At 71.3% G+C, this 25,577-nt stretch carries 28 protein-coding genes; 12 read left to right on the top strand and 16 right to left on the bottom strand.

From position 1 onward, the window contains the following. Window positions 1-79 precede the first annotated feature (79 nt). Window positions 80-985 carry an aldo/keto reductase gene (locus ACWC1K_RS08210; RefSeq protein WP_450829459.1) on the top strand — a complete coding sequence of 302 codons (906 nt, stop codon included), beginning with the start codon at window positions 80-82 and terminating at the stop codon, window positions 983-985. Window positions 986-1,033: 48 nt separating this feature from the next. Here ACWC1K_RS08210 and ACWC1K_RS08205 read toward each other — a convergent pair whose 3' ends face one another. Continuing rightward, on the bottom strand, window positions 1,034-1,492 hold the full coding sequence (locus ACWC1K_RS08205) for a pyridoxamine 5'-phosphate oxidase family protein (RefSeq protein ID WP_450829457.1): 459 nt from the start codon (window positions 1,490-1,492) through the stop codon (window positions 1,034-1,036). Window positions 1,493-1,540: 48 nt separating this feature from the next. Next, window positions 1,541-2,638 (bottom strand): sodium-dependent transporter, encoded by a 1,098-nt coding sequence (locus tag ACWC1K_RS08200; protein WP_450829456.1) that lies wholly within the window; start codon window positions 2,636-2,638, stop codon window positions 1,541-1,543. A gap of 289 nt (window positions 2,639-2,927) precedes the next feature. On the opposite strand from ACWC1K_RS08200, the gene ACWC1K_RS08195 reads away from it, so the two are divergent. Together ACWC1K_RS08195 and ACWC1K_RS08190 are read left to right on the top strand one after the other, a co-directional pair. Then, complete coding sequence (locus ACWC1K_RS08195) at window positions 2,928-3,320, top strand: VOC family protein (protein ID WP_450748925.1); 393 nt, start codon at window positions 2,928-2,930, stop codon at window positions 3,318-3,320. A gap of 49 nt (window positions 3,321-3,369) precedes the next feature. Further along, complete coding sequence (locus ACWC1K_RS08190; protein ID WP_450829455.1) at window positions 3,370-4,440, top strand: adenosine deaminase; 1,071 nt, start codon at window positions 3,370-3,372, stop codon at window positions 4,438-4,440. Here the strand turns inward: ACWC1K_RS08190 and ACWC1K_RS08185 are convergent. Beyond that, window positions 4,422-4,937, bottom strand: coding sequence for a mycothiol transferase (locus tag ACWC1K_RS08185; protein WP_450829453.1), 516 nt, complete (start codon window positions 4,935-4,937; stop codon window positions 4,422-4,424). The two genes, ACWC1K_RS08190 and ACWC1K_RS08185, sit on opposite strands and share 19 nt — an antisense overlap. 17 nt (window positions 4,938-4,954) lie before the next feature. Then, the gene (locus ACWC1K_RS08180) at window positions 4,955-5,848 is read right to left on the bottom strand and encodes a LysR substrate-binding domain-containing protein (RefSeq protein ID WP_450829451.1); all 894 of its coding nucleotides are present in this window, start codon (window positions 5,846-5,848) and stop codon (window positions 4,955-4,957) included. 139 nt (window positions 5,849-5,987) lie between these two features. On the opposite strand from ACWC1K_RS08180, the gene mgrA reads away from it, so the two are divergent. Further along, window positions 5,988-6,980 carry an L-glyceraldehyde 3-phosphate reductase gene (mgrA, locus tag ACWC1K_RS08175; RefSeq protein WP_450829449.1) on the top strand — a complete coding sequence of 331 codons (993 nt, stop codon included), beginning with the start codon at window positions 5,988-5,990 and terminating at the stop codon, window positions 6,978-6,980. Between the two features lie 131 nt (window positions 6,981-7,111). Here the strand turns inward: mgrA and ACWC1K_RS08170 are convergent, their stop codons facing one another. Further along, window positions 7,112-7,399 (bottom strand): DUF1905 domain-containing protein, encoded by a 288-nt coding sequence (locus tag ACWC1K_RS08170; protein ID WP_450829448.1) that lies wholly within the window; start codon window positions 7,397-7,399, stop codon window positions 7,112-7,114. A 71-nt stretch (window positions 7,400-7,470) separates the two neighbouring features. Beyond that, window positions 7,471-7,854, bottom strand: a complete 384-nt coding sequence (locus ACWC1K_RS08165; RefSeq protein ID WP_450829446.1) for a nuclear transport factor 2 family protein — start codon at window positions 7,852-7,854, stop codon at window positions 7,471-7,473. A 319-nt stretch (window positions 7,855-8,173) separates the two neighbouring features. On the opposite strand from ACWC1K_RS08165, the gene ACWC1K_RS08160 reads away from it, so the two are divergent. The 4 genes from ACWC1K_RS08160 to ACWC1K_RS08145 are packed head-to-tail and all read left to right on the top strand — an operon-like array spanning window position 8,174 to window position 12,513. Further along, complete coding sequence (locus ACWC1K_RS08160; RefSeq protein WP_450829829.1) at window positions 8,174-8,584, top strand: hypothetical protein; 411 nt, start codon at window positions 8,174-8,176, stop codon at window positions 8,582-8,584. 59 nt (window positions 8,585-8,643) lie between these two features. Beyond that, entirely contained in the window at window positions 8,644-10,983 is a 2,340-nt protein-coding gene (locus ACWC1K_RS08155) for an FHA domain-containing protein (RefSeq protein ID WP_450829445.1), read from the top strand. After that, a complete protein-coding gene (locus ACWC1K_RS08150) occupies window positions 10,983-11,528 on the top strand; it encodes a hypothetical protein (protein ID WP_450829444.1) in 546 nt (181 codons plus the stop codon). Before ACWC1K_RS08155 ends, ACWC1K_RS08150 begins: the two co-directional genes overlap by 1 nt. Then, a complete protein-coding gene (locus tag ACWC1K_RS08145; RefSeq protein ID WP_450829442.1) occupies window positions 11,518-12,513 on the top strand; it encodes a serine/threonine-protein kinase in 996 nt (331 codons plus the stop codon). Before ACWC1K_RS08150 ends, ACWC1K_RS08145 begins: the two co-directional genes overlap by 11 nt. 52 nt (window positions 12,514-12,565) lie before the next feature. On the opposite strand, the gene ACWC1K_RS08140 is transcribed toward ACWC1K_RS08145, so the two are convergent. After that, on the bottom strand, window positions 12,566-12,982 hold the full coding sequence (locus ACWC1K_RS08140; protein ID WP_450829440.1) for a nuclear transport factor 2 family protein: 417 nt from the start codon (window positions 12,980-12,982) through the stop codon (window positions 12,566-12,568). Window positions 12,983-13,035: 53 nt separating this feature from the next. After that, the gene (locus ACWC1K_RS08135; RefSeq protein ID WP_450829439.1) at window positions 13,036-14,313 is read right to left on the bottom strand and encodes a streptophobe family protein; all 1,278 of its coding nucleotides are present in this window, start codon (window positions 14,311-14,313) and stop codon (window positions 13,036-13,038) included. A gap of 161 nt (window positions 14,314-14,474) precedes the next feature. On the opposite strand from ACWC1K_RS08135, the gene ACWC1K_RS08130 reads away from it, so the two are divergent. Both ACWC1K_RS08130 and ACWC1K_RS08125 read left to right on the top strand, forming a co-directional pair. Then, the gene (locus ACWC1K_RS08130) at window positions 14,475-15,614 is read left to right on the top strand and encodes a DUF6777 domain-containing protein (RefSeq protein ID WP_450829437.1); all 1,140 of its coding nucleotides are present in this window, start codon (window positions 14,475-14,477) and stop codon (window positions 15,612-15,614) included. A 118-nt stretch (window positions 15,615-15,732) separates the two neighbouring features. Beyond that, window positions 15,733-16,188, top strand: coding sequence for an ATP-binding protein (locus ACWC1K_RS08125; RefSeq protein WP_450829435.1), 456 nt, complete (start codon window positions 15,733-15,735; stop codon window positions 16,186-16,188). A gap of 56 nt (window positions 16,189-16,244) precedes the next feature. Here ACWC1K_RS08125 and ACWC1K_RS08120 read toward each other — a convergent pair whose 3' ends face one another. Further along, window positions 16,245-17,132: an RNA polymerase sigma factor SigF gene (locus ACWC1K_RS08120; protein WP_450829434.1), complete on the bottom strand. Its 888-nt coding sequence runs from the start codon at window positions 17,130-17,132 to the stop codon at window positions 16,245-16,247. Between the two features lie 203 nt (window positions 17,133-17,335). Here ACWC1K_RS08120 and ACWC1K_RS08115 point away from each other — a divergent pair, with 203 nt between their 5' ends. Then, on the top strand, window positions 17,336-17,728 hold the full coding sequence (locus ACWC1K_RS08115) for a helix-turn-helix domain-containing protein (protein ID WP_450829433.1): 393 nt from the start codon (window positions 17,336-17,338) through the stop codon (window positions 17,726-17,728). A 21-nt stretch (window positions 17,729-17,749) separates the two neighbouring features. On the opposite strand, the gene ACWC1K_RS08110 is transcribed toward ACWC1K_RS08115, so the two are convergent. The 3 genes from ACWC1K_RS08110 to ACWC1K_RS08100 all read right to left on the bottom strand — a co-directional run bounded on the left by ACWC1K_RS08110 (window position 17,750) and on the right by ACWC1K_RS08100 (window position 20,312). Then, entirely contained in the window at window positions 17,750-18,352 is a 603-nt protein-coding gene (locus ACWC1K_RS08110) for a ClpP family protease (RefSeq protein ID WP_450829431.1), read from the bottom strand. A 1-nt stretch (window position 18,353) separates the two neighbouring features. After that, window positions 18,354-18,992, bottom strand: coding sequence for a ClpP family protease (locus tag ACWC1K_RS08105; protein WP_365846402.1), 639 nt, complete (start codon window positions 18,990-18,992; stop codon window positions 18,354-18,356). Between the two features lie 108 nt (window positions 18,993-19,100). Continuing rightward, window positions 19,101-20,312 carry an epoxide hydrolase family protein gene (locus tag ACWC1K_RS08100; RefSeq protein WP_450829430.1) on the bottom strand — a complete coding sequence of 404 codons (1,212 nt, stop codon included), beginning with the start codon at window positions 20,310-20,312 and terminating at the stop codon, window positions 19,101-19,103. Between the two features lie 123 nt (window positions 20,313-20,435). On the opposite strand from ACWC1K_RS08100, the gene ACWC1K_RS08095 reads away from it, so the two are divergent. Beyond that, window positions 20,436-20,918, top strand: coding sequence for a VOC family protein (locus tag ACWC1K_RS08095; RefSeq protein ID WP_351482297.1), 483 nt, complete (start codon window positions 20,436-20,438; stop codon window positions 20,916-20,918). Window positions 20,919-20,961: 43 nt separating this feature from the next. On the opposite strand, the gene ACWC1K_RS08090 is transcribed toward ACWC1K_RS08095, so the two are convergent. The 4 genes from ACWC1K_RS08090 to ACWC1K_RS08075 all read right to left on the bottom strand — a co-directional run bounded on the left by ACWC1K_RS08090 (window position 20,962) and on the right by ACWC1K_RS08075 (window position 25,568). Beyond that, window positions 20,962-21,876 carry an SGNH/GDSL hydrolase family protein gene (locus ACWC1K_RS08090; protein WP_450829428.1) on the bottom strand — a complete coding sequence of 305 codons (915 nt, stop codon included), beginning with the start codon at window positions 21,874-21,876 and terminating at the stop codon, window positions 20,962-20,964. A 259-nt stretch (window positions 21,877-22,135) separates the two neighbouring features. Next, window positions 22,136-23,014: a geranyl diphosphate 2-C-methyltransferase gene (locus ACWC1K_RS08085; RefSeq protein ID WP_450829427.1), complete on the bottom strand. Its 879-nt coding sequence runs from the start codon at window positions 23,012-23,014 to the stop codon at window positions 22,136-22,138. A gap of 47 nt (window positions 23,015-23,061) precedes the next feature. Beyond that, window positions 23,062-24,111 carry a family 2 encapsulin nanocompartment cargo protein terpene cyclase gene (locus ACWC1K_RS08080; protein ID WP_450829425.1) on the bottom strand — a complete coding sequence of 350 codons (1,050 nt, stop codon included), beginning with the start codon at window positions 24,109-24,111 and terminating at the stop codon, window positions 23,062-23,064. Window positions 24,112-24,125: 14 nt separating this feature from the next. After that, window positions 24,126-25,568 (bottom strand): family 2B encapsulin nanocompartment shell protein, encoded by a 1,443-nt coding sequence (locus tag ACWC1K_RS08075; protein WP_450829424.1) that lies wholly within the window; start codon window positions 25,566-25,568, stop codon window positions 24,126-24,128. Window positions 25,569-25,577: the final 9 nt, after the last annotated feature.

Below are 25,577 nucleotides of genomic sequence, written 5' to 3'. Positions count from 1 at the left end.
TCGACCGTTGCCCTCGACTTCGTACACGTATCCGCAAAGACCCCGCGTCGGGGCGGCGCGCCTGTGTGAAACTCCCCCGATGACCTCCCCAACGATCTTCGCGGACGCCGCGGGTACGTGGAAACTGGGCGACCTGACCGTCAACCGCGTCGGCTTCGGAGCGATGCGGCTGACGGGCAGCGCCGCCTTCCATCACGGGATACCCAGCGACCGCGGGCGTTCGATCGCCGTGCTGCACCGGGCCATCGAGCTCGGCGTGAACCACATCGACACCGCGGCGTTCTACTTCTCCCAGCTGCGGTCCGCCAACGAGATCATCAACAGGGCACTGGCCCCGTACCCCGACGAACTCGTCATCACCACGAAGGTCGGCCCCTACCGCAACTACCGGGGGGAGTGGGACAGTCCGGCCCGTCCCGACCAGCTGCGCGGTCACGTGGAGGAGAACCTGCGCCAGCTCGGCCGCGACCACCTCGACGTCGTCAACCTCCGCCGCACCGAGCAGGACTCGATCGCCGAGCACTTCGGCGCGCTGGCCGAACTGCGCGAGGCGGGGCTGATCCGGCATCTGGGCATCTCCGGCGTGGAACCCCGCCACCTCGCCGAGGCGCAGGCCATCGCGCCGGTGGTGTGCGTGCAGAACCGGTACGGGCTCGAGCGCCGCGACCCCGCCACCGACGAAGTCCTGCGTCTCTGCGGCGAGCAGGGCATCGCCTTCGTACCGTTCTTCGCCGTCGCGGGCGAGGGCGGGGCGAAGGGCGCGAGCACCACCTACGACGAGGAAGTGCTCGCCGTCGCCCGCGCCCACGACGCGAGCCCCAGCCAGGTCCGCATCGCCTGGACGCTGCACCAGGGACCGCACGTCCTGGCCATCCCCGGCACCGGCAACCCCGACCACCTGGCCGAGAACGTGGCATCCGGAGCGCTTCGCCTGACCGCCGACGAGCTGGAGCGGCTCAACGCCCTGCACAGCAAGGCCGACTGAGGCCGAGGGGCCCCTGGGCGGGCCCCTCAGCCGCTGTGCCGAGCCGCCTCAGACCGCCCACACGCCGTCCCGCATCAGATGCCGCCCGGGCAGCTCATGCTCTCCACGCCAGGCCTGCACGCCACGCGGCCGCACCCGGAAGAAGGCGTACGACGCGCTGCCCCTGCGCGGATCCCACCCCGTCTTCGCCACGAACGCGTCCGCCGCCGCGGCCGGCACGTCCTGCCCGGTGAACGTCTCCACGTCCCCGTCGACGAGCACCACGTCCCGCGTGTCGCCGAAGGCCAGCCGGGTGCGCCCGCCGTCGCGCAGATTGCGTCCCGTGGGGTTGGTGATCCGCGTGGACATCCAGACCGACTCCCCGTCCCAGGCGAACCACAGTGCCACCAGGCACGGCAGCCCGCCCTCGTCGGCGGTGGCGACCCAGATGTCCGACTCCCGCGCCAGTCGGGCCAGTACGTCCTGCTTGCGCTGCTCGGCGCTGCGGGGCGGCTCGGTGATCTTCATGCCCGGGACGCTACCGGCGCGCCCCGGATCGCACCTCGGGCCGCGGTCCTAAGTCCGTGGGCCTCCTCCTCTCCGGGGGCCGAAGCCGCGCACCACCCGCCCCGCCGCCACCTTCTGCAGCAGCCCGTAGGCCAGCACCGGCAGCAGGATGTGCGGACGGTCGGGCAGCGTCGTGGTGATGAGCACGGCACTGGCGCTGCTGTTGTTCATTCCGCAGGCCAGCGTCACGGACGCGCCGGCTCTCGCATCCAGCCGCAGGGCATGGGCGGCGGTCCGCCCCAGCGCGAAGGACAGCCCGCACACCGTCGCCGCGACGGCCAGCGCGCCGGCCAGCAGCGCAGGGCGCGGATGACGCAGGAACGGCCCCAGCACGCCACTGGCGTTCACATACGTCAGCAGCAGCGAGGCCGGGAGAGCCATGGCGACGGCGGCGCCGACGAGCCCCTCCGACGCCCGCCGGGGCAGGAGCAGCCGGCACAGCAGGCCCGCGCCGCAGGGCAGTACGACCGAGGTCAGCGCGAAGGCGTGCCCGGCGGTCTGCGCCGCGTCGGCCAGCCGGCCCGCGTACTCGCCGCGCAGCAGCGGGCACAGCACCGCCAGGGTCAACGGCACCGTCAGCGGGCTGACCAGCGTGGAGGCCAGGACCAGTCCGACAGCCGTCGGCTGGTCGCCGTCCCCCTTGGCGGTCCACACCGTCGCCCCGGCCGCCACCGGCATCGCCACGATCAGGATCATGGCGGCGACCATGCCGCTGCCGCCGTCCTGGTCGGGGGAGTGCCGCAGCACGAAAGCGACGCCGGGGACGATCAACAACGGCGCCACCACGTGCAGCACGAGCCCGGCGACCAGCGCGGCCGGGCGCCTCAGCAGCAGCCGCAGCTCACACAGCGGCACCTGGAGGCCGGCGCTGAACAGCACGAGCGCGAGGAGTAACTGCGGCGTCCTCAGGGAGAGTTCAGCGAGATGTGGGATGCCGATCGAGTGCGGGTGGCGCAGCCACAGGCCGGGAGCGGGCAGCAGCGCCGCGGCCGCGTAGGCCAGGACGATCGCCGCGCCCAGACGGCGCCGGAGCAGGGCGAAGGTGCCAGGTCGCCGGGGCGGTCGCGGCTGCTGATCGGCGGTGGTCCTCACAGGTCGGGGGTTCATGGCGGGGCTCTTCCGTCGTGGGGCTGGGGCGGAGAAGGAGCGCCGGTATCGCGAAGCGGCCCACCGGGGTGCTCGCGTGGGGGTGTGCACGGGGCCCTGTGGTCATGGTGGGCTGCCCCTTTCTTGTGGCCGGTGCGGGCGCGACGGCATGCCGCCGCCGAGTGACTACAGACATGTAGACGGTCTACTGAACTGTAGACGAAGGCAGTGACAGGGGCCGACTGGCGTACCCGAGGTTTTACGTATAACCTCACCCGTCAACCACCCTCCGACCTCGCGAAAGGCCCCGATGAGACGCATCGCCCTGGTCACCCTCGTCGTCGACGACTATGACGAGGCGATCCGCTTCTACACCGAGGCCCTCGGCTTCCGGCTCGTCGAGGACACGCCCCGCCCCGACGGCTCCCGCTGGGTCGTCGTCCAGCCCGGCGCCGAGGCCGCGGGCAGCGCCCTGCTGCTGGCCCGCGCCAAGGACGAGGCGCAGCGCGCCAGGGTCGGGGACCAGGCCGGCGGACGCGTCGGCTTCTTCCTGCACACCGACGACTTCGCCCGCGACCACGCCCGCATGCTCGCCGCGGGCGTGACGTTCCTGGAGGAGCCGCGCCACGAGCCCTACGGCTCGGTCGCCGTCTTCCAGGACCTGTACGGAAATCGCTGGGACCTGCTCCAGCCCGCCGACTGACGATCTCCTCCCCGCCGCTTCGAACCACCGCCCAAGGAAAGACCCCGCCATGTCTGCTACGCGCATAGACGCCGATGTGATCCGCCGCCTGCCCAAGGCCGTCCTGCACGACCACCTCGACGGCGGCCTGCGCCCCGCCACCCTGGTGGAACTCGCGGCCGAGGTCGGGCACACCCTGCCCACCACCGACCCCGGCGAGCTGGCCGCCTGGTACGTCGAGGCCGCCAACTCCGGTGACCTGGTGCGCTACATCGCCACCTTCGAGCACACCCTGGCCGTGCTGCAGACCCGCGAGGGCCTGCTGCGCGCCGCCGAGGAGTACGTCCTCGACCTGGCCGCGGACGGCGTCGTCTACGGCGAGGTGCGCTACGCCCCCGAGCTGAACACCACCGGCGGGCTGGCCATGGCCGAGGTCGTCGAGACCGTCCAGGAAGGCCTCGCCTCCGGCATGGCCAAGGCGGCCGCCGCGGGCACCCCGGTCCGCGTGGGCACCCTGCTGTGCGGGATGCGGATGTTCGACCGGGTCCGCGAGGCCGCCGACCTCGCGGTGGCCTTCCGGGACGCGGGCGTGGTCGGCTTCGACATCGCCGGCGCCGAGGACGGCTTCCCGCCCGCCGACCACCTGGCCGCCTTCGAACACCTGCGCCGCGCGAGCGTGCCGTTCACCATCCACGCCGGCGAGGCGCACGGCCTGCCCAGCATCCACCAGGCGTTGCAGGTGTGCGGCGCCCAGCGCATCGGCCACGGCGTGCGCCTGACCGAGGACATCGTCGACGGCAAGCTGGGCCGGCTGGCGGGCTGGGTGCGCGATCGCCGGATCGCGCTGGAGATGTGCCCCACCTCCAACCTGCAGACCGGCTGCGCCACCTCCATCGCCGAGCACCCCATCACGGCCCTGAAGGACCTCGGCTTCCGCGTCACGCTGAACACCGACAACCGCCTGGTGTCGGGCACCACGATGACCCGCGAGATGGCGCTGCTGGTGGAACAGGCGGGCTGGACGCTCCAGGACCTGCGCACTGTCACCGTCAACGCCCTCAAGAGCGCGTTCATCCCCTTCGACGAGCGCAACGCCCTCATCGAGGACGTCGTCCTGCCGGGCTACGACGCCGCGCTCTGAAGCAGCCCCCGTACATAGGCCGCCTGTCCGACGTGCTGAAGATCGTCGGACAGGACGCTCACCAGCCGCACGCCCAGGGTGACCGGCGGATCCCAGTTCTCGTCGACGATGCGCTCGAGATCCTTGGCGGCCAGCTCGCGCAGGGCGCCGAGGGACTGCTCGTGCACGGCGTCGTAGTAGCCGGTCAGCAGGTCGCCGGAGTCGACCCGAACCTTGGCCACCCTGGCGGAGCTGTGTCCGTAGCCGGTGTCGCGGCGCGGGAGGTCAAGCCCGAAGCGCTTCTCCCAGTCCTGGGCGAGCCACACCTGGTCGAGCCCGAAGGCGTCGGCCATGTGGTCGTCCTGGACCCGGGTGAGGTGCCAGACGAGCCAGGTGATGGAGTTGCCCGCCTCAAAGGGGCGGGCGTTGAGGTCGTCGGGGCCGAGGCCCTCGACGGCTGCGTGGACTTCTTCCTGGATGCGGTTGAACCCGTCGATGAGGATGTCCTTGGCATGCATGCATCCACCATCGCGCATTACGGCCCGTCGTGCGTGCCCTGTTCCAGAAGCGTCATCAGCGCCCGGGCCGCAGGGCTCGTCGCCTGCGGCGGCGGGAGCAGCGCCACCGTCTCGTAGACCGCCTCGCCGGTGCCCTTCACCGGCAGGGCGGTGAGCGCCTCCCGCTTGTGCCGGAAGTGCCGGGGCACGACCGCGATGCCGAGGTTCTCGTCCACCAGGTCCAGCAGGCTGTGCACGTCGTTCACCTCCAGTGCCACGGTGCGCCGTACGCCCGCCTCAGCGAAGGCGCTGTCGGTGGTGCGGCGCGGCCCCCAGTCCGGGTGGAAGTCCACGAACACCTCCCCGCCCAGCTCCTCCGGCGTCACCGCCGCACCGCCCGTCGCCAGACGGTGGGTGGGATGGCACAGCACCGTCATCGGCTCGCCGGTCAGCGACACCGAGCGCAGCTGGTCGGTGTCCGCCTGCGTCCGGTAGGCGAACGCCAGGTCCAGGCGCCCGGCCGCGACCTCCTCCGCCAGCGCGCCCGAGCCGGCCTGCCGCAGCCGTATCTCCACATCCGGATGCCGGCGCCGGAACGCGGCGAGCAGCCCTGCCACATGCACGCCCGCGATGCACTGTTCGGTGCCCAGCGCGAGCGTGCCGCGCAGCACGCCCTGTACGGCGGCGACCGCCTCGTGCGCGGACCGCACCTGCGCCAGGATCCGCTCCGCCTCGCCGAGCAGCGCCCGCCCCGCCTCCGTGAGCGTGACCCTGCGGGTCGTCCGTACGAACAGCGGGGTCTGCAACTCCCGCTCCAGCGCCCGGATCGAGGCCGACAGCCCCGACTGGGACACCATCAGCCGTTCCGCCGCCCGGGTGAAATGCTGGTCCTCGGCGACCGCGACAAAGTGCTGGAGATGGCGCAGTTCCATAATTGAGAAGCCTATCCGCTCAATCCCATCGCATTCTCCTGTTGGACCACTGCTCGCAGGTCGCGAAAGATATGGGGTGCCGGCTTCCTGTCATGTTCCGGGAACCGGGAAACCGTGTGCCAACCCCTCTGGAGTCGCGTTGTACACCGCACACCCCGACCGTTACGCGGACCTGCCCTACCGGCGCACCGGACGCAGCGGCCTGAAGCTCCCCGCGATCTCGCTCGGCCTGTGGCACAACTTCGGTCCCGACCGTCCGGTCGAGACCCAGCGGGCCATCCTGCGCCGCGCCTTCGACCTCGGCGTCACCCATTTCGACCTGGCCAACAACTACGGCCCGCCGCCCGGCGCGGCCGAGTCCGCGCTCGGTGAGTTCCTGAAGGCGGACTTCGCCGCGTACCGCGACGAACTGGTCATCTCCACCAAGGCCGGCTACCTGATGTGGCCCGGCCCGTACGGCGAGTGGGGCTCCCGCAAGTACCTGCTGTCCTCGCTGGACCAGAGCCTGGCGCGGATGGGCCTGGACTACGTCGACATCTTCTATTCGCACCGCCCCGACCCGGAGACTCCCCTGGAGGAGACGATGGGCGCCCTGCACTCGGCGGTCCAGCAGGGCAAGGCGCTGTACGTCGGCATCTCCAACTACTCGGCGGAGCAGACCCGCGAGGCCGCCCGCATCCTCGGTGAGCTGGGCACTCCGCTGCTGATCCACCAGCCGCGCTACTCGATGCTGGACCGCCGGCCCGAGCAGGAGGGCCTGCTGGACGCCCTCGACGAGCTCCAGGTCGGCTCCATCGTCTTCTCCCCGCTGGAGCAGGGCCTCCTCTCCTCCCGCTACCTCGATGGCATCCCGGAGGACTCGCGGGCGGCCGGCGACAGCCCCTTCCTGCAGTCGGACGCGGTCACCGAGGAACTGGTCGGCAGGCTGCGCGCGCTCGACGAGATCGCCAAGGGCCGCGGCCAGACCCTCGCCCAGCTGGCCCTGGCCTGGGTGCTGCGTGGCGGCCGGGTGACGTCCGCGCTGGTCGGTGCGAGCAGCGCGCAGCAGATCGAGGACAGCGTCGCGGCCACCGGCAACCTGGACTTCGACGCCGAGGAACTGGCGCGCATCGACGCGATCATCAAGCCGTAGGACGCTCGCCGTCCTCCCGGAGGCGGGCCGCCGCCTCCGGGAGGACGGCCCGCTGCCGTACGACGCGGCCATGCGTCGGCCGCCGCGGCTCGGGCAGCGCGTTGGCTGCTCGGCCCGGCGCCGGGAGGCCGTCAGGAGCTGAGCCGCTCCTCCAGGTGCACGGTCACCCGGTCGCCCTCGCCCTTCCCGATGGCCTTGCGGAGGTCGGCCTTCACCGGCAGTTTGTGGGTGCCGTCGCCCAGGGCCATGAACGAGCTGCGGAAGGGGTGTCCGTCGATCGTGCCGCGGACCTTGACGAGCCCGCGGGTGCCGAAGAACTCGACGCTCCTCGGCCAGACGAGACAGGTCCAGCCGCCGTCGCTCGGACTCTTGCGCAGGACGGCGGTGAACTCCTCGTCCAGCTCGGTGGTCGTGGTCATGATTGCTCCTCCGCTCGCGGTGGTCATGCACCGAAAGAGACCGCCGCGAGCGCGGAAACTCATCGTGCGGCTCACGCCCCGGCGGGCACCCGGTCCAGGAAACCGAGCACCGAGCGGATACGGCCGTCCGCGTCCAGCGTGATCACGTCGAAGCCGGCCACGGGCGCCGAGCCGTCGGCCTCGCTCACCAGCTCCCAGGAGAAACGCGCCGTGTCGTGGTGGCCGTCCACGGCGCCGGTCAGCCGGAAGGCGAAACCAGGGAACTGTGCGTGCGCCGCGGTGATCAGGGCTGCGATCTCGTCGTGGCCGCCGACGGCGGCGAGGGGGTCGGTGTACGTGCCGTCCGTCGCCCAGGCGGCGGCGACCGCCTTCGCCAGTGCCTCCGGTTCGCCCGCGTTCCAGGCCTCGAAGTAGCGGGCGACGGCGTTCTCGTGACGGTCGGTGTTCGCGGACATGGGAAATCAGCCTCCATCGAGGTCGTAGCTGCTGGTCAGAACCCGGATTCGCGGTTGCGGCGACCCGGTACAGCCACCATGCCCGGTGCGTGCGGGACCGTCGATTACCCCTGGGGTAATGCAGCATTCGCAGGGTTTCGGCCAACTGCCCCTGTGAATATGCCAGGAGACTGGCTGGAAAGTCATGGTGACAGTGGTTCAGTAGTGAACATACTCAACAGTCAAGGGACTTCACGGCGAGCGAAGACGCCATCACGCACAGCACATGAGCCGCACCGAAAGCGAGGCCGGCCGGCAGGCGAGCAGCGGGGGAGCGAACGTGCACGACGAGTTCTTATGCCATCTCACGGCTTACGGGACCTGCGGAGGCGAGCGTATCGGTGTGCCTTTAGGCACTTACCGGGCTCCCACGCTCGCCCTCGCTCTGTGGTGGCTGCGCGATCGCGCGAACTGGATCGCCGACCGACTCGACCCCCGGCCGGAGGCGGAGCACTTCCCGCCGAGCTCGCTCGTCCCCGTCGCCGACACCGTGCCCGACGTGCCGGCCGTACTGCGCTCGTGGTGCGGAAACCTCGCCCAACAGGAGCTGGTCGCCAACGAGTTGGCCGCGGGCCGCCTGGTGCGGATCGCGACCAGTGACGAGACGACCGAGTACGAGCTGCTGGCCGAGTCCGTCGACGCCCTGCGCATGCAGCGGACCATCCCGGCGCTCGTCCTGCCCGTCGGCTGAGCGGCTGCGGCGGCCGCCACGCCGGGCGCAGATGTGGGCGAATCGGTAGAATTCTCTTCATGGCAGAGCGGCCGATGGCGCCGACTGCGCCCGAACTCGTCCTGGAGACCGAGGCGGGCTCCACGGTGATGAGCCCGGGTCGCGACTACCACGTCGGACGCGACCCGCTCAGCGACGTCGTCTTCGACGACGCACGGGTCTCCTGGCACCACGCGGTGCTGCGCCCCGAGGACGACCACTGGACCATCGAGGACGAGAACAGCACCAACGGCACCTTCGCCGACGGCCGCCGCATCCACGAGCGGGGCGTGGGCCCCGGCAGCGTCATCCGCTTCGGCAACCCCTCCGACGGCCCCTGCGCCGTCCTCGTCAGCCCTCCCACACCGGTCCCCGAGCGCCCCTCCGCGGTGTCGATGCCCGGCCTGACCGGCACCTTCCGCCGTCCCACCACCGTACGGCCGCTGCCCACCCGCACCGTCCGCATCGGCCGTGCCGCGGACAACGACCTGGTCATCGACGACCTCGTGATCTCCCGGCACCACGCCGAACTGCGCGCCCTGCCCGACGGCAGCTACGAGATCGCCGACCTCGGCAGCCACAACGGCACCTACCTCAACGGCTCGCCCGTCACCGCCGCCCCGATCGGCCCCGGCGACATCGTCGGCATCGGCCACTCCGCGTTCTGCCTGGTCGGCGACCAGTTGCAGGAGTACGTCGACACCGGCGAGATCTCCCTCGACGTGCAGGACCTCACCGTCGCCGTCGACCAGGGCCGCAAGACCCTGCTCGACCATGTGTCGTTCCCGGTGGGGGAGAAGTGCCTGCTCGCGGTCGTCGGCCCGAGCGGCGCCGGCAAGTCCACGCTCCTGAACGCCCTCACCGGGCAGCGGCCCGCCGACCACGGCACCGTGCTCTACGACGGCCGCGACCTCTACCGCGACTACGCCGAGCTGCGCCAGCGCATCGGACTGGTCCCGCAGGACGACATCCTGCACGCCCAGCTGACCGTCCGCAGCGCCCTGTCCTACGCCGCCGAGCTGCGCTTCCCGCAGGACACCGCGAAGGCCGAGCGCCGGGCCCGGGTCGACGAGGTCATCCGCGAACTGGGCCTCGAGCAGCGCGCCGACCAGCCGGTGCACAGCCTGTCCGGTGGACAGCGCAAGCGGGTCAGCGTGGCTCTGGAACTACTGACCAAGCCGTCACTGCTCTTCCTCGACGAACCCACCTCCGGCCTCGACCCCGGCATGGACCGCTCGGTGATGCACATGCTGCGCGGCCTCGCCGACGACGGCCGCACCGTCATCGTCGTCACCCACAGCGTGCTCAGCCTCGACGTGTGCGACCGCCTCCTGGTGCTCGCACCCGGCGGCAGGATCGCCTACTACGGCCAGCCCGAGGACGCCCTCGCCTTCTTCGGCTTCGAGCAGTGGCCGGAGGCCTTCGAGGCCTTCGAGCACGACGACCGCGACTGGGCCGGCGACTACCGCTTCTCGCCCTTCCACCGGCACTACATCACCGAAGCCACCGCCCAGCCCCGGGTCCCCCGCTCGGGACCGGTCGTGATCACCCCGCCCGCCCGGCCCCGCAGCCGCGGCGCCCAGCTCGGCACGCTGGTGCGCCGCTACGCCGCCGCCCTCGGCGCCGACCGCACCTTCCTCGCCATCATGATCGCCCTGCCGTTCGTGATGGGCGCCATGGCCCGCGCTCTGGCCGGCAGCAAGCTCACACAGGAGACCGCGATGAACGCGCTGCTCATCCTGTGCGTCGGCGGAGTCCTCACCGGCGCTGCCAACGCCGTGCGCGAACTCGTCAAGGAACGCACCATCTACCGGCGCGAACGGGCCGTGGGTCTGTCCAGATCGGCGTACCTGATGTCGAAGGTCGTCGTCCTGGGCACCATCACCGTCCTGCAGGCCGTGGTGCTCACCCTGGTGGCCCTCCTGGGCGTCGACCTCAATGCGCCTGGCGGAGAAGGCGTGTTGATGCCGCCCCTTGTCGAAATCACCGTCGCCGTCGCCCTGCTGGCGTTCACGGCGATGACGCTCGGGCTGCTGGTGTCGGCACTGGTGCGCAAGGAGGAGGTGACGATGCCGCTGCTGGTGCTGCTCGCCATCGTCCAGGTCGTCTTCTGCGGCGCCCTCCTGAAGCTGCACGGAGTGCCGGGCCTGGAACAGCTGTCCTGGCTCGTGCCCTCCCGGTGGGCGCTCGGCGCGATGGCCGGCACCGTCGGCCTGGCACGGATCGTGCCCGGCGACCTCACCGGCGATCCGCTGTTCAAGCACTCGGCCGGGGTATGGCTGCTGAACATCGCCATGCTGGTGGTGCTCTCGGCGGTCTTCTGCTTCGCCGTCTCCCGGCTGCTGCGCCGCCACGAACCCGCCGTGATGCGGAAGTCGTGATGGCCACGCCCGGCTTCCGGCCCACCCACGTCGTCCCCCAGCACGGCATGCCCGCCTGGGAGGACCCCGACCCGGCCCGCCCCACCGTCCCCCTCGACCCGCTGCTGCCGGTCCAGCTCGTCGAGCGGCGCGGCGACTGGGCGCACGTGCTGTGTGCCAACGGCTGGGCCGCCTGGGTCGACGGCCGCTGCCTGGTCGCCGTACCCCAGGACCCGCCCGCCACCGGCGGCCCCCAGGGCCGCACCGCCGACCCGCGCCCCCTGCTCGCCCGCACCGAACAGACCCTGGCCCGCTACCGCAGCGCGGTCGAGGAATTGGCCCGCGGCGGCCTCGACGGCGAGGCCTTCCGCGGCCGTACGCAGGGACTGCGCATCGGGATCGTCGTCGACGGCGAGTCCGTGTGGCTGTACGACACCGAGCAGGGGCGTTGGGTGTACGGCGACGGGAAGCACCTGAGCACATACGCCACCGACGACGGACCCCGTGCCGCAGCGGCCGGCTCCGGCCATGCCCCCACGCAGGTCGTGACCCCCGATGGCCCGTGACACGAGCCTGTTCTCGGGCCGGCCCTCCGAACTGATCGGCCGGCAGGTCGCCGGCTACCGCATCGAGCGCGAGATCGGCCGCGGCGGCATGGCCGTCGTCTACCGCGCCCGCGACCTGCGCCTGGACCGCACGGTCGCGCTCAAGCTGCTCGCCCCCGAACTCGCCCGCAACGACACCTTCCGCCTGCGCTTCACCCACGAGTCCCGGGCCGCCGCCGCGATCGACCACCCGCACATCGTGCCGGTCTACGAGGCCGGCGAGACGGACGGTGTCCTGTACATCGCCATGCGCTACGTGGAAGGCAGCGACCTGCGTCATCTCCTCGACCGGCGGGGCCCGCTCGCGCCCGTGGCCGCAGTGCGCATCGCGGCGCAGATCGCCTCCGCGCTGGATGCCGCCCACGACCACGGGCTGGTGCACCGGGATGTGAAACCCGGAAACATCCTGGTCGCCCGCGGCACCGACAGCGACCACCCCGAGCACGCCTACCTCACCGACTTCGGCCTGACGAAGAAGTCCCTGTCCCTGACCGGATTCACGACCGTCGGCCAGTTCGTCGGCACCCTCGACTACGTGGCCCCGGAGCAGATCTCCGGCCGGCCCGTCGACGGACGCTGCGACGTCTACGGGTTCGCCTGCGTGGTGTTCGAGTGCCTGGCGGGCCGGCCTCCCTTCCGCCGCGATGACGACATGGCCCTGCTGTGGGCCCACCAGTACGACCAGCCGCCGCCGCTGACGGATTTCCGCCCCGACCTCGCCCCGGCCGTCGACACCGCGTTCGCCAAGGCCCTGGCCAAGGGCCCGGACGAGCGTCACGCCTCCTGCCTCGCGTTCGTCGCCGCCCTGCGCGGCGCCGTGACCGGCGCCGGCCCGGCTACCGGCCACCCGCCGACGGAGGTGGACCTGCGGGCCGTACGCGCGGAGCAGGACCGCCCCGAGCCCCCACCGCGCTGGGCCGAGCCGGTCTTCCGGGGCCGGAGCTGAGCGCTTCGCGGGCTGTGCGGTCATGTGCCGTCGGGGATTTCGACAGACCCGCTCAGGGCTCCTGACCGAGCCCGCCCAGCGGTACACGGCGGGCCACGATCCTGCGCCGGCAGATGCGCCAGCCCGTGTCGACGCGCACCACGACGTCCTCGTACGTCACGGACCCGCACGAGCCGTCCGTCATGATCCCCAACCCCTTGGACCGGGCGCGAACCCGGCCGTCGGCCACCTCCTCGATCACCACGTTGGTCACGTGGTGCGCCACCGGGTTCTTCGCGCCGAGCGCCAGCGCGGCCTGCTTGACGGCGGTGAGCCCGGTGACCTCGCCCTGGCCGAAGTCCGACAGGTCGTAGACGACGTCCGAGGTGAACACCTCGTCACAGCGCTCCAGTTCCCCGTTGTCGAACAGATGGCCGTGCAGGGCGATCAACTCGGTGACGGCCAGCCGGTCTTCGAGAGCCAGCGCCATGGCGTTCCCTTCCCTTGGGCACCTCGACTGATCGGACACTGCCACGGAAGCCGTCATGACTCCCACTCCCTTTCGGTCTTCCCCCGACGCCGCACCGGCCGGGCCAGCAGCGCACCGAGGAAACCGGTCACCAGCCCCCACAGCACGGCCAAGCCCAGCGCGGTCCACACCTTCGGCCTGAGGAACAGGTCCCCGGACAGGCCCCCGCCCAGGTTTCCGACGCCGAGCAGGGACAGCCCGTAGTGGGCGTCGATCCGGCACACCAGGCAGATCATGAGCACCGTCAGCGCGAGGGCGACGGCCATGTGCAGGGCGTGCTGCCAGGCCCGCATCCGGGCCGGGGAGCGCGCGGCCAGCACGAACGCGGCGGCCAGCAGCAGCACCGCGTCGACGGCCACCAGCCACCACACCCGCCCGTCGTACCCGGCGAGCGTGCGGAGGTTGAGCGTGGAGACCTCCTTCGTGCGCAGCACCTCGTCGAGCACATGCGGCATGGGCAGTCCGAACGGTCCCCGCACCCGCCCCGTCCAGGTGGCGCCGAGACCGAGCGTGAGCGCCAGCCAGACCAGGTTCGGCAGACCCAGCAGGATCACCGCCAGCGTCTCCGCGGAGTGGCCGCGGGTCACCGCGACGACCAGTGCCACGACGAGGCCCAGGACGACGCACGCGAGCAGCAGCACGACCATGGCGTACGCGGCCGGCCGCACCGACTCCTGGAAGCGCAGCAGCCGCCCCGGCAGCGGCGCCCCGCGCGAGACCAGCAGCGCCAGCAGCAGCACCCCCACCAGCCACAGCACCCCGAAGAACAGGGTCAGCGGCACATCCGCCTTGAAGCCGACCTTCGGCGCGACGCCGAACAGGTCGCCGATGTCGCCGAGGGTCCCGTTGCCGATGTCGACCGCGAAGGTCTGGCGGGCGCCCAGGGACAGGCCGAGCAGCGCCAGCAGCCACACCACGGCCACCCGGGCGGCCCACCCGGCCAGCTCCGGGGCGCCGGCGACCGCCCGGTAGCGCAACGGGCGCAGGAAACCCGCCGCGAGGACGAGCGCCCCGGCCAGCGTCACCGACAGCGGGATCACCGTCATGCCGGCCGCGGACCGGGCCAGCGCGCCTGCGTTACCCGACAGCTCGATCGTGCCGCCGACGGCCGTCACCACCGTCGCCGCGACCACCCGGGGGAAGGCGCCGTCCGGGAGATCCGCAGCCCCGGCCGCCCACAACCCCAGGCCGGCGACGACACCCATGACGACCAGCGCGGCCAGCACCCCGGCCAGGGCCTGCACCCAGCCGTGGCGGGCGAGGGCCGGGGCGGAGGGGGTTCGCGGGCTCACCCTCGCCACGCTAAGCAGCGCCCGCGTGCCCCGCCCGCCGGGAGGGCCGTCCGCGTCGGCTTGCGAGCGGCACCGCACCGGAGCACACAATGGTGGCGGCAGGTAAGAAAGCGGCCCAACTCGGGGCAGGTCGCAGGAAACCGCATCGGGAAGAAGTGCTCGTGAGCCTCGAACCGCCGTCCTCCGGACGCCCCACAGGCCCCCCTTCCGGCCCGCTCTCGGGCCCCTCCCAACCGCCCTCGGGCCCACCCTCGCAGCCACCGGGCAGCGGCGGCGGCACCCCTACGCCGCCGCCCCGCCGGCCCTGGTGGAGGTCCGCACCGCGTGTCGCCGTACTGACCACCGTGGTGGTCGCCGCCGTGGTCCTGGCCGTCGTCTTCAGCCGGGCCGGGGGCGGCTCCGGCAAGGGCGGGGAAGTCTTCCTGCAGGCCGCGGGCAAGACCGGCCCCGACCCTTTCACCCAGTCGACGGCCACGCACAGCTCCGCCCCGGCCGTCCCCGCCTCTCCGGCCACCGGATCGGCGCCCGCGAACGCGGTACGGGCGGTGGGCGGCGGGGCGCCCGGACTGTACGGCGGCACCCGCAACGTCTCCAGCTGCGACGTGGAGCGGCAGATCAAGGCCCTCCAGGCGGCCCCGCCGAAGAACACGGCGTTCGCCTCGGTCGCCGGCGTCGCACCCTCCGGGGTCCCGGCCTACCTCCGCGCGCTCACCCCCGTGCAACTGCGCATGGACACCCGCGTCACCAACCACGGCTACCGCGACGGCGCCGCCACCAGCTACCAGGCCGTTCTGCAGGCGGGCACCGCCGTCCTCGTCGACGGCCACGGCGTCCCGCGCGTGCGCTGCGCCTGCGGCAACCCGCTGACGCCGCCCGTCGCCCAGCAGACCACCCCGAAGGAAACCGGTGACAGCTGGCCGTCGTACCGGCCCTCGAACGTCGTCGTGGTCACCCCCGCACCGCAGATCATCAACGTCTTCGTCCTCTACGACCCCGACCGCGCCGAGTGGATCTCCCGGCACCGGGGCGACACCGGCCGCCACGACCACCGGGTCGAGCCGCCGGTCAAGCCCTCCCCCTCGGTGAGCGTGTCCACGCCGACGGCACCCTCGTCGTCGTCCTCCTCCACCTGCGCATCCTCGCCCGGCGTGGTCGCCGGCACCCCCTGCCCGCCGACGTCGACCTCCCCCTCCACCCCAACGCCGAGTTCCGAGTCACCCTCCAGCGAACCCGGAACGACCGAACCGGAGTCACCCGGCGACACCGGGACGTACAGTGCTCCGGAGCCGAGCACCACATGACCGGCGTTCCGCGTGTTAGCGGACACATCGGCCCGGACGGGGGACTGCCGGGCGCGGCTCGGGGTAGCAGCACTGATGCAGCAGCGTCCGGCCAGGCCGGCTTCCGAGAGAGACATGCATGATCGAGCACGTGGGCGGGGCAGTGATACCGACTGGTTTCGACGTGCCCGTGGAACCGATACGGCGGGCGGCGCACTACACCGGCGAACCGGGATGCATCGCCGAGGCCCGGTCCTTCGCCGCGCACTTCGTGGGCCGGCTCCGCACCGAATGGTGCGCCAGGATCGACGACCGCGCCGAGGACGAGGTGCTGCTCGTCGTGAGCGAGCTGGTCACCAACGCGGACCGGCACAGCAATGGGCCGTACATCCTGGAGCTCGAGGGCACGGACACCGCGGTGACGGTGTCCGTCTACGACAGCAGCGCGGCCCTGCCCCGCCGCTTCCCTCGCGACCCCGAGCGCGTCGGCCGGCACGGCCTGGAGATAGTCCATGTCCTGGCGAGGCAGGTCGTCGTGGAGCGGGTCCCCGTCGGCAAGCGGGTGTCCGCCGTGGTGAGCCTGACCCGCGCATGAAGCCGCGGCCGCCGTACCGGCGGCCGCGGGCGGTCACGGATGCGACCGGCTGCCCCTCATGCGCAGCCGAGTTCGCCCAGCATTCCCTTGCGCAGTTGCGCGATGATCCGCTTGATCAGCCGGGACACATGCATCTGCGAGCAGCCGAGCCGTTCGCCGATCTCCGCCTGCGTGGCCTCCTCCACGAACCGCATGTGGATGATCTGGCGGTCGCGCTCGCCGAGTTCCGCCATCAGCGGGGCCAGCGACTGGAAGTCCTCGACGAGCCGCAGTCCGTCCTCCTCCACACCGATGAAGTCGGCGAGCACCGCCTCGCCGCCCTCCGGCCCGTCGCCGGTCAGCGCCGCGTCGAGGGACGAGGAGTTGTAGCCGTTGGACGCTATCTGCGCCTCGATCACCTCGCCCTCGGGGATGTTCATCAGGGTGGCGAGCTCGGGAACCGTCGGCTCCCGGTCCAGCCGGCTGGCGAGTTCCTCGCGGGCCTTGGCCAGCTCGACACGCAGCTCCTGCAGCCTGCGCGGCACGTGCACCGCCCAGGTGGTGTCACGGAAGAAACGCTTGATCTCGCCGACGATGTACGGCAGCGCGAACGAGGTGAACTCGACCTCACGGGACAGCTCGAACCGGTCGATCGCCTTGATCAGGCCGATCATCCCGGTCTGGACGATGTCCTCCATGTCGTCGCCGCGTCCCCGGAACCGCCCGGCCGCGAACCGCACCAGCGAGATGTTCATCTCGATGAGGGTGTTGCGTGCGTACTGGTACTCGGGCGTGCCCTCCTCGAGCTCCGAGAGGCGCTGGAAGAACTGACGGGAAAGTTCCCGTGCGTCACGCGGAGCCACGGTGCGTGGCTCCGCGATCCCCGGCAGTGGTCCATCACCCGTGCAGGTCCCGGCGGTCTTCTCGACGACCTCAGCCTCCGACCGTTCCACGGCGGTGTCCATTTCCTCTCCCACCAAGTCAAGGTTCGACGTCTGTCTGCGTCCTGGTCCTGCCTGCGTTGTGCTCCGCTGTATGCGCGTACCCGTTCTGCGCCGGGGCATGCACGCGACCGGAACGGGTCCCACCGTCGCCGTGGACCCCGCCGCTGATTCCACCCAGAGCGGAATGCCGATCTCTTCCCATCGGGGCGGGGGAATCTAAGACAGTGAGCAGCCGAGCGCCGAACGAAGCCGATGTCATTCCGCTGCGCCGCCCGCAGGGCGAGCGACCTGCCGCCGCGCCTTCGCCGCCCAGGGAACCCCTGTGGCGGGACCTCGTCGGCGACGTCCTGCGGCGGGAACGCCTCGCCCAGGAGCGCACCCTGAAGGACGTGGCCGACGAGGCCCGGATCTCCATGCCGTATCTCTCCGAGGTGGAGCGCGGCCGCAAGGAGGCCTCCTCCGAGGTCCTCGCGGCCGCCGCCCACGCCCTCGGGCTGGGCCTCGGCGACCTGCTGTCACGGGCGCAGGGAGAGCTCGTGCGGATCGCCGGCCGGCAGTCCCACAGGAGCCGCCGGACGTCCGCTTCGCAGTACGACGGACTCTGCCTGGCCGCCTGAGGGACGCCTGCGGCCGGTGCCTCAGACCGTGGCGAGGCGCCGGCTCAGCACCTCGTCTGCCAGCCCGTAGGCCACCGCCTCCTCGGCGGTGAACACCTTGTCGCGGTCCATGTCCGCGCGCAGCGTCGCGATGTCGTGCCCGGTGTGCCGGGCCAGCACCTGCTCGACCTGGGAGCGGATCCGGACCATCTCCTTGGCCTGGAGTGTGAGGTCGGAGATCATGCCCCGGCTGCCGCCGGCGGCGGGCTGTCCGAGCAGCACGCGCGCGTGCTCCAGCACGATCCGCCGCCCCGGGTCCCCGGCGGCCAGCAGCACGGCCGCCGTCGAGGCCGCCTGGCCGACGCAGACCGTCGAGATCGGTGCCTGCACGAAGGTCATCGTGTCGTAGATCGCCATCAGCGAAGTGAACGAGCCGCCGGGCGAGTTGATGTAGACCGAGATCTCGTTCTCCGGCGCCGACGACTCCAGATGGAGCAGTTGCGCGATGACGACGTTGGCCACCCCGTCGTCGATCTCGGTGCCGAGGAAGATGATCCGCTCGGACAGCAGCCGGCTGAACACGTCGGAGGAGCGCTCGCCGTGCGCGGTGCGCTCGACGACGTACGGAATCGTGTAGTTCCCCATGTCACAGCCCCATCCGTCGCTTCGAGGCGGCCGGGCGGACGTCCGCGAGGGACTCCAGGACCCGGTCCACCATGCCGTACTCCCTGGCCTCCTCGGCCGTGAACCAGCGGTCGCGGTCGCCGTCCCGGGCGATGGTCTCCGGGCTCTGGCCCGTGTTCTCGGCGATGATCCGCTCCATGGTCCGCTTGGTGTGCTCCAGGTTCTCCGCCTGGATCTCGATGTCGGCGGTGGTGCCGCCGATGCCCGCCGACCCCTGGTGCATCATGATCCGCGCGTTCGGCAGCGCGTACCGCTTGCCGGGTGTGCCGCCGCACAGCAGGAACTGGCCCATGCTGGCCGCGAAGCCCATGGCGAGCGTCGAGACGTCGTTGGGGATCAGACGCATCGTGTCGTAGATCGCGAGGCCCGCGTGCACGGAGCCGCCCGGGCTGTTGATGTACAGGCTGATGTCGGTGCGCGGGTCCTCCGCGGACAGCAGGAGCAGCTGTGCGCAGACCCGGTTCGCGGAGACCTCGTCGACCTGGGTGCCGAGGAACACGATGCGCTGGCCGAGGAGTTGGGCCGCGAGATGGTCGTCGAGCCGGCTGGGCGGGGTGTCGCCCTCCTCGGCGCGGGGCGCGAGCGTGGTGAGTGGAGTCATGGTCTCTCCCGTCGAGCGGTGATGCCGTCGACTCCACTCTTGGCCCTGCCCTCGCCCCGCATGCGGTTTCTCTGCCCGTGGCAGATTCGCCACGGGCAGAGCCGGCTCTCAGCCCTTCTCGCGCAGCTGCCGGAAGAACGCCCGCACGTCCTCGACCAGCAGGTCGGGCTCCTCCATGGCGGCGAAGTGCCCGCCGCGGTCGAGTTGCGTCCAGCGCACGATGTTCTCCGTGCGCTCCGCCTTGTGGCGCAGCGGGATCTGGAGCTCGGCGGGGAAGAGGGCGAGTGCGGTGGGTGCGGTCGACGGCTCGGCCGGCCGGGCGACACGGCCCGTGGCATGGGCGCGCTCGTAGTAGATGCGGGCGGCGGAACCGGCGGTCCCGGTCAGCCAGTACAGCATCACGTTGGTGAGCATCCGGTCCCGGTCCACGGCCTCCTCGGGCAGCAGCGCCGAGTCCGTCCACTCCCGGAACTTCTCCACGATCCAGGCGAGTTGCCCCACGGGTGAGTCGCTGAGCGCGTACGCCACGGTCTGCGGCCGGGTGGCGTGCAGGACGGCGTAGCCCGTGCCCTCCCGGGACCACTCGCTCCACCGGCGCCAGGACAGCAGTGCCCGCTCCTGCTCCTCGGTGCCGAGCCCGTCCAGCTCCTCCTGCGTGGGCTCGGTGGCCTGCTGCGCGCCCGGGAGCAGGTTGAGATGCACGCCGATCACCCGGTCCGGGTGCGCGCGACCCAGCTCGCGGGAGATGGCGGCGCCCCAGTCGCCGCCCTGCGCGCCGAACCGCTCGTAGCCGAGCCGTCGCATCAGCTCGGCCCAGGCGTCGGCGACCCGGCCCGCCTCCCAGCCCGTGTCGGCGGCAGGACCGGACAGCCCGAACCCCGGGATGCTCGGTACGACGACGTGGAACGCGTCGGCCGGGTCGCCGCCGTGCGCGCGGGGGTCGGCGAGCGGCCCGACGACGTCCAGGAACTCGACGATCGACCCCGGCCAGCCGTGCGTGATGATCAGCGGTGTGGCGTTCGGCTCGGGGGAGCGGACGTGGGCGAAGTGGACGTTCGAGCCGTCGATCGTGGTGGTGAACTGCGGCCACTCGTTGAGCTGCGCCTCGGCGGCCCGCCAGTCGTAGGAGGTGCGCCAGTAGTGGTGGAGCTCGCGCAGGTAGTCGGCCGGCACGCCGTAGGCCCACCCGGTGCCGGGCAGCTCGTCCGGCCAGCGGGTGCGGTCCAGGCGTTCGTGGAGGTCGTCGAGGTCGCTCTGCGGGATGTCGATGCGGAAGGGCCGGATGCCGCTGTCCGCGGTCTCTGCGGGCGAAGACGTCATGGCCGCGAGCCTAGTTCGGTACGGGCATGCGGCCACCCGGGTCAATCGGCCGTCCGACCGATGAGTTCCGCGGTGAGGATCAGTCGATACAGGTGACCGCGTTCCACGCCCCAGGAGGTGCTCATGACCACCGACGGATTCACCACGTGTCTCTGGTTCGACGGCCAGGCGGAGGAGGCCGCGCACTACTACGTGTCGATCTTCAAGAACTCCAGCATCGGCCGGGTCGGCCGCAACGTCGAGGGAGGCGCGGGCCCCGCCGGCTCGGTGCTGGCGGTGGAGTTCACGGCCAACGGCCAGAAGTTCGTCGCGCTCAACGGCGGCCCGCAGTTCAAGTTCAACGAGTCGATCTCCTTCCAGATCTTCTGCAAGGACCAGGAGGAGATCGACTACTACTGGGCCAAGCTCACCGAGGGCGGCGGCGAGCCCGGCCCCTGCGGCTGGCTCAAGGACAAGTACGGCCTGTCCTGGCAGGTCGTCCCCGACAAGCTCATCGACATGATCAGCGACGCGGACCAGGAGAAGGCGTCTCGCACGACCAAGGCGTTCATGGCGATGAGCAAGTTCGACATCGCCGCCCTGGAGCGGGCCTACGCGGGCGAGTGAGGGCCGCTCCCGTGGGGTGAGGAACAGGTCGGCAGCAACCGGCTCACCGCGTGCGGGCCTGTTCCCCGATCACCCGCGTGATCTCGCGGGTGATCCGCAGGATGCCCGGGGAGCGCACCGGGCACGGCTTCGGCGTGGACGTCGTCGGCGCCAGGCAGAAGTGCAGATAGTCCTTGTCGAGGTGGAGGGCGGTGCGGTCGCGGTCCGGCTGGGTGCAGTAGTCGCGGTGTGCGTGTTCGTAGGCCGTGCAGGGCAGGTACTGGGACCAGGTGTAGCGGGCCCCGGCGGGGCTCACCGTCGCGCCCGCGTCGGCGACGAGGTCGCCCGAGGCGGCGGCCTGCTGCTCGTACATCCGGTTCACACGCCGGACCCGGTCGGGCGTGATCGGGTCCGGGCCCTGCAGGACCCACACGATCCGCGGACGTCTGCTGCCGCCCGCGGCGGCGATCTGCTCGGTGAGCCGTTGCAGGTCGGCCTTGTAGCGGGTGAAGTACCTGTGCTGCGAGGCGTTGTAGGTGATGCCGTCCATGCACCACGTGAAGCCCCACGCGTTGCCCCAGAACTGCATGACCACGTAGTCCGGATGCTGCGCACGGACCAGTGCGGCTGCCTTGTCCGCGTCCGGGACCAGCGACTTCGCCCCGGTGCCCGCCAGGTAGTCGCACAGGGTGGTGCCCGAGTAGGGAGCGCTCGTGTACTTCGCCCTCAGGTCGCGGCGCAGCTCCTGCCCGAGCACGTTCTGGGCCTCCATCGCGAGGGAATCCCCGAGGTAGAGCACGCGCGGGGCCACGGCAGGGGCGTTCGGGGAGGCCGGGGCCTGCTGATGCGTCGTCGATGCGGAGGCTCCCGGTACGGCGGGGGAGGGCGGTGCCTCCTCCGGTCCGGACGAGGGGTCGCCGCACGCGCCGAGCAGCAGCACTCCGGTCAGCAGCATCCCCACGATCCACGGCTTCCGCATACGGCAACTCCAGCCCCGGCAACCGAAAACGGCTCCCCAGGCAAGCACAGGCGGGCCCAAGGCGGAAGACACCGGGGTGAGTTCAGGCGCCGTCCGCGCGCTCCAGCAGGTCCAGGAGGTCAGTAAGCGGCAGCGGTTTGGTCGCTCGGGGGGTTCCGGCACGGGCTCGTGCGATGCGGGGATGCCGCATGGATCGCGCGGGCCCGTGCCGGAACGTGCGCCCCGGCGACGGTGAGCCCCTACGCCGTGAGCGAGGGCATCACACCCGGTCGGCGGCGATCAGCAGGTACTGGAAACTGCCGTTCTTGTACGCGGTCAGGAATGTGTCCTCGATGCCCGTGACCAGGTGGTCCGCCTGCCGGCGCAGCTCCCAGTAGGGGATGGCGTCGGCCGTGAGGTCCTGGACGTGGACGGGGACGAGGCGGTGGCGGGCCATCGCCCGGAAGTACTCCGAGCGCGGGTGGATGTCGCAGATGTAGTGGGCGTTGATCTGGGACACCTCGCGGGACGCCCGGCCGTAGGTGTCGTTGTAGCAGCCGGTGATCACCACGTAGCGCCCGCCGCGGCGCAGCAGCCGGGAGTGCTCGGCGAACAGCAGCTCCAGCTCGACGTACATGGTCGACTCGTTGTTCCAGGACGCCGCGTACGCGCCGGTGGCGAAGCCGGTGTCGAGCATGTTGCGGTGGTGGTAGCGCACCTGGGAGTCGATGTCACGCTTGCGGGCCTGCTCATTGGCGAACGCGGCCTGCTTGGCGGAGATCGTCACGCCGTCCGCGTGGCAGCCGTAGCGCAGATGCGCCACGACACTGCCGCCACCCCGCCCGCAGCCGGCGTCGAAGACGCGGTCGGCGGCGGACAGCGGGCCGAGGTGACCGGCGAGAAGCTCCGCCTGGGCGTGTTCCAGGCGGTGCAGTTCGGTGGTGATCCGTGCCCGCCGCAGGTCGGGGTCGGGCTCGTCGAGCACGGTCCAGTCGACGTCGCCGACGCCGTAGTGGTGGTGATAGAGGTCGTCGATCTTGCCCAGTTCGAGGTTGACCGGGTTCTCCTCGGCGTTCCAGTAGTCCGCGACGCGGTTCTGGTACGTGGACTGGGTCGGCACCGGTGCCGCCTTGGTGTCGGCGTGGGGGGCGATGGTCAACTAGGACTCCTCGTGGTGCGTCTGACGGGATGCCAGCACTGCGGGCGTTACCAGTAGTTGGGCAGGTGGTAGCGGTGGGTGTTGGTGGCGTGCCACTCGTGGTTGCCGGCCACCCAGTCGGACAGGCCCCGGGCGTAGCGCTCTACGAGGGGCGAGGTGGCGGACAGGAGGGCGGACTCGTCCTCGAAGGCGGTCATGATCTCGTTGTGGATCTCGACTGCCTTGAGATAGGCGGCCTTCAGCCCGCACCGCTCGTTGGCGGCGAGGACCTGCGGCAGGTTGAGGTGGGTGGGGTCGCTCGCCAGTTCCTTGGTGAAGGAGTAGAGGTCGTTGACGATGGTGGTGGCGTTGCAGGCGAGTGCCGTGATGCGCTGGATCTCCGGGCGGGCGTAGACGGCCTCCGGCAGCTCGTAGCCGTCCACCGCGTCGATGATCGACAGACAGGGGCGGAAGTTGTTGAACTGCCGCATCACCAGGTACTCCCACACCTGCGGCATGTGCCGGATCTCCGCCCATGCGGCCTCGCCGAGATAACCGAGGTGCAGCCGTGCCATGTCGTGCACGAACCGGTTGGTCTGGCTGGGGGTGGCGACGGCGGCGTAGTCCTTCATCGCCCAGTGGTACGAGCGCAGCGGTCCGTCGGCCTGCACTCCGTGCGCCCACTGCTCCTGCAGCGCGGGTGTGCTGTGGAAGGGGTCGAGCGCCGACTGGGCCAGGATCAGCCGGCCGCCGAGACCGCGGCGGGCGCCGCCCCTGCCCTCGTCCTCCTCGCAGTAGCAGCTGTCGACGAGGTTCTCCGCCAGGAGGAACTTACCGGCGGCGGTGAGGCGATCCAGATCGGCCGCCGCCGGATGCTGGAGCACCACGGCCCGGCCGAACTGGAAGCCCGAGAAGTCCCCGGCCCACGCCTTCGGGAACAGGTCGAGGCCGTGGGCCCAGGCCTCCAGCCTGCGGTCGACCTCCTCCACCTTCGCCGGATCGGCGGGGGCGACCTGCCGGTACTTGAGCCCGGGGATCGCCCCGTCGCGCCGGGTGCGCACGGAGCGGGCCAGATTGGGCGGCCCCGGCAGCGGGGACGAGGCGGCAGGCGTGCTCATCGCGTACTCCACCCTCAGTCGGCCGTCCGGCCGATCTGGACGTTCTCCAGGATCCCGGCCGCGTCCGGCACCAGGATGGCCAGCGAGTAGTAGGCGGTCACCAGATAGCGGATGATCGCGGCCGTGTCGATGCCCATGAACCGCACGTTCAGGCCCGGCTGGAACTCGTCGGGGATACCGGTCTGGTAGAGCCCGATCACCCCCTGGTCGGACTCCCCGGTGCGCAGCGCGATGATGCTGCTGGTGTGATCGCGACTGATCGGGATCTTGTTGCAGGGGAAGATCGGGACGCCTCGCCAGGCGGGAATCTCGTGCCCCTCCACGCTCGCCGTGCCCGGCACCAGACCGCGCCGGTTGCACTGCCGGAAAAAGGCCGCGATCGCCTTCGGATGGGCGAGGAACACCTTCGTCTTGCGCCGCATGGCCAGCAGCTCGTCCATGTCGTCCGGGGTCGGCGGCCCGGTGAAGGTGCTGACGCGCTGGCCGTAGTCGACGTTGTGCAGCAGCCCGAACTCCCGGTTGTTGACCAGCTCCCACTCCTGGCGCTCGCGGATCTCCTCGACCGTCAGACGCAGCTGCTGCTCGGTCTGGTTCATCGGGTTGTTGTAGAGGTCGGCGACCCGGGTGTGGACGCGCAGCACGGTCTGGGTGAGCGACAGTTCGTACTCGCGCGGCGCCAGATCGTAGTTCACGAAGCCGCCGGTCAGCGTCGGCTCACCGACATGGCCGGCCTGTACGGGAACGTCCGCCTCGCCCTTGCGGTTCATCGGCAGCTTCTGCCGCGCCGCGAACGCCTCCAGATGCGCTGCGAGGGACGGCACCCGGTCCGTGAGCTCCGTGACCACGTCCCAGGGCAGCACCAGCAGCACGCCGGCCGTCTCCGCCCGCACCGAGCTCAGCCACAGCGGGCTGGACTGCCCGATGGCCTCGTCGCCCATCTGGTCGCCGTCCGTGACGACCCCGATGATCTCCTCCTCGCCGTACTTGCCCGCGGTGTAGCGGGTGAACCTGCCGTGCACGACGAGATAGGCCTCTGTGACCCGCTGCCCGGCCTCGAACAGCACCTGTCCCGCCCGCACGTGCCGGACCCGGAAGCGGGTGGCGACCTCCTTGAGGACCTCGGTGTCGGAGTAGCCGCGCAGCACCGGCAGCTCGGTGAGGGTCTCGGGGATGACCTTGATGTCGTCGGCGCCGTTCTGCTCGAACTGCACCCGCCCGCGGCCGATCCGCAGCTGCAGACGCCGGTTGACCCGGTAGGTGCCGCCCTTGACGTCCACCCACGGCAGCGACCGCAGCAGCCAGCGCGAGCTGATGGCCTGCATCTGCGGTTCGGACTTGGTCGTCGTGGCGAGCTGGCGCGCCGCCTGGGTGCTGAGACTGGTCAGCTGCCCCTCGCCGTCGGGTGCGGGGGCTGGTTCGTCGGTGTCGGGTCCGGTGGCGCTTTGGGGGGCGGACACATTCCCTCC

The sequence above is a fragment of the Streptomyces sp. NPDC001492 genome, from assembly GCF_053597275.1.
The sequence above is the reverse complement of the archived record's forward strand: the minus strand, read 5'-3'. Positions and strand labels throughout refer to the sequence as shown.

Excerpts from the sequence above, each read along its gene's own strand:
- ACWC1K_RS08210 (WP_450829459.1), top strand. The coding sequence starts at position 80 with ATGACCTCCCCAACGATCTTCGCGGACGCCGCGGGTACGTGGAAACTG.
- ACWC1K_RS08205 (WP_450829457.1), bottom strand. The coding sequence starts at position 1,492 with ATGAAGATCACCGAGCCGCCCCGCAGCGCCGAGCAGCGCAAGCAGGAC.
- ACWC1K_RS08200 (WP_450829456.1), bottom strand. The coding sequence starts at position 2,638 with ATGAACCCCCGACCTGTGAGGACCACCGCCGATCAGCAGCCGCGACCG.
- ACWC1K_RS08195 (WP_450748925.1), top strand. The coding sequence starts at position 2,928 with ATGAGACGCATCGCCCTGGTCACCCTCGTCGTCGACGACTATGACGAG.
- ACWC1K_RS08190 (WP_450829455.1), top strand. The coding sequence starts at position 3,370 with ATGTCTGCTACGCGCATAGACGCCGATGTGATCCGCCGCCTGCCCAAG.
- ACWC1K_RS08185 (WP_450829453.1), bottom strand. The coding sequence starts at position 4,937 with ATGCATGCCAAGGACATCCTCATCGACGGGTTCAACCGCATCCAGGAA.
- ACWC1K_RS08180 (WP_450829451.1), bottom strand. The coding sequence starts at position 5,848 with ATGGAACTGCGCCATCTCCAGCACTTTGTCGCGGTCGCCGAGGACCAG.
- ACWC1K_RS08170 (WP_450829448.1), bottom strand. The coding sequence starts at position 7,399 with ATGACCACGACCACCGAGCTGGACGAGGAGTTCACCGCCGTCCTGCGC.
- ACWC1K_RS08165 (WP_450829446.1), bottom strand. The coding sequence starts at position 7,854 with ATGTCCGCGAACACCGACCGTCACGAGAACGCCGTCGCCCGCTACTTC.
- ACWC1K_RS08155 (WP_450829445.1), top strand. The coding sequence starts at position 8,644 with ATGGCAGAGCGGCCGATGGCGCCGACTGCGCCCGAACTCGTCCTGGAG.
- ACWC1K_RS08150 (WP_450829444.1), top strand. The coding sequence starts at position 10,983 with ATGGCCACGCCCGGCTTCCGGCCCACCCACGTCGTCCCCCAGCACGGC.
- ACWC1K_RS08145 (WP_450829442.1), top strand. The coding sequence starts at position 11,518 with ATGGCCCGTGACACGAGCCTGTTCTCGGGCCGGCCCTCCGAACTGATC.
- ACWC1K_RS08140 (WP_450829440.1), bottom strand. The coding sequence starts at position 12,982 with ATGGCGCTGGCTCTCGAAGACCGGCTGGCCGTCACCGAGTTGATCGCC.
- ACWC1K_RS08125 (WP_450829435.1), top strand. The coding sequence starts at position 15,733 with ATGATCGAGCACGTGGGCGGGGCAGTGATACCGACTGGTTTCGACGTG.
- ACWC1K_RS08120 (WP_450829434.1), bottom strand. The coding sequence starts at position 17,132 with ATGGACACCGCCGTGGAACGGTCGGAGGCTGAGGTCGTCGAGAAGACC.
- ACWC1K_RS08110 (WP_450829431.1), bottom strand. The coding sequence starts at position 18,352 with ATGGGGAACTACACGATTCCGTACGTCGTCGAGCGCACCGCGCACGGC.
- ACWC1K_RS08105 (WP_365846402.1), bottom strand. The coding sequence starts at position 18,992 with ATGACTCCACTCACCACGCTCGCGCCCCGCGCCGAGGAGGGCGACACC.
- ACWC1K_RS08100 (WP_450829430.1), bottom strand. The coding sequence starts at position 20,312 with ATGACGTCTTCGCCCGCAGAGACCGCGGACAGCGGCATCCGGCCCTTC.
- ACWC1K_RS08095 (WP_351482297.1), top strand. The coding sequence starts at position 20,436 with ATGACCACCGACGGATTCACCACGTGTCTCTGGTTCGACGGCCAGGCG.
- ACWC1K_RS08090 (WP_450829428.1), bottom strand. The coding sequence starts at position 21,876 with ATGCGGAAGCCGTGGATCGTGGGGATGCTGCTGACCGGAGTGCTGCTG.
- ACWC1K_RS08080 (WP_450829425.1), bottom strand. The coding sequence starts at position 24,111 with ATGAGCACGCCTGCCGCCTCGTCCCCGCTGCCGGGGCCGCCCAATCTG.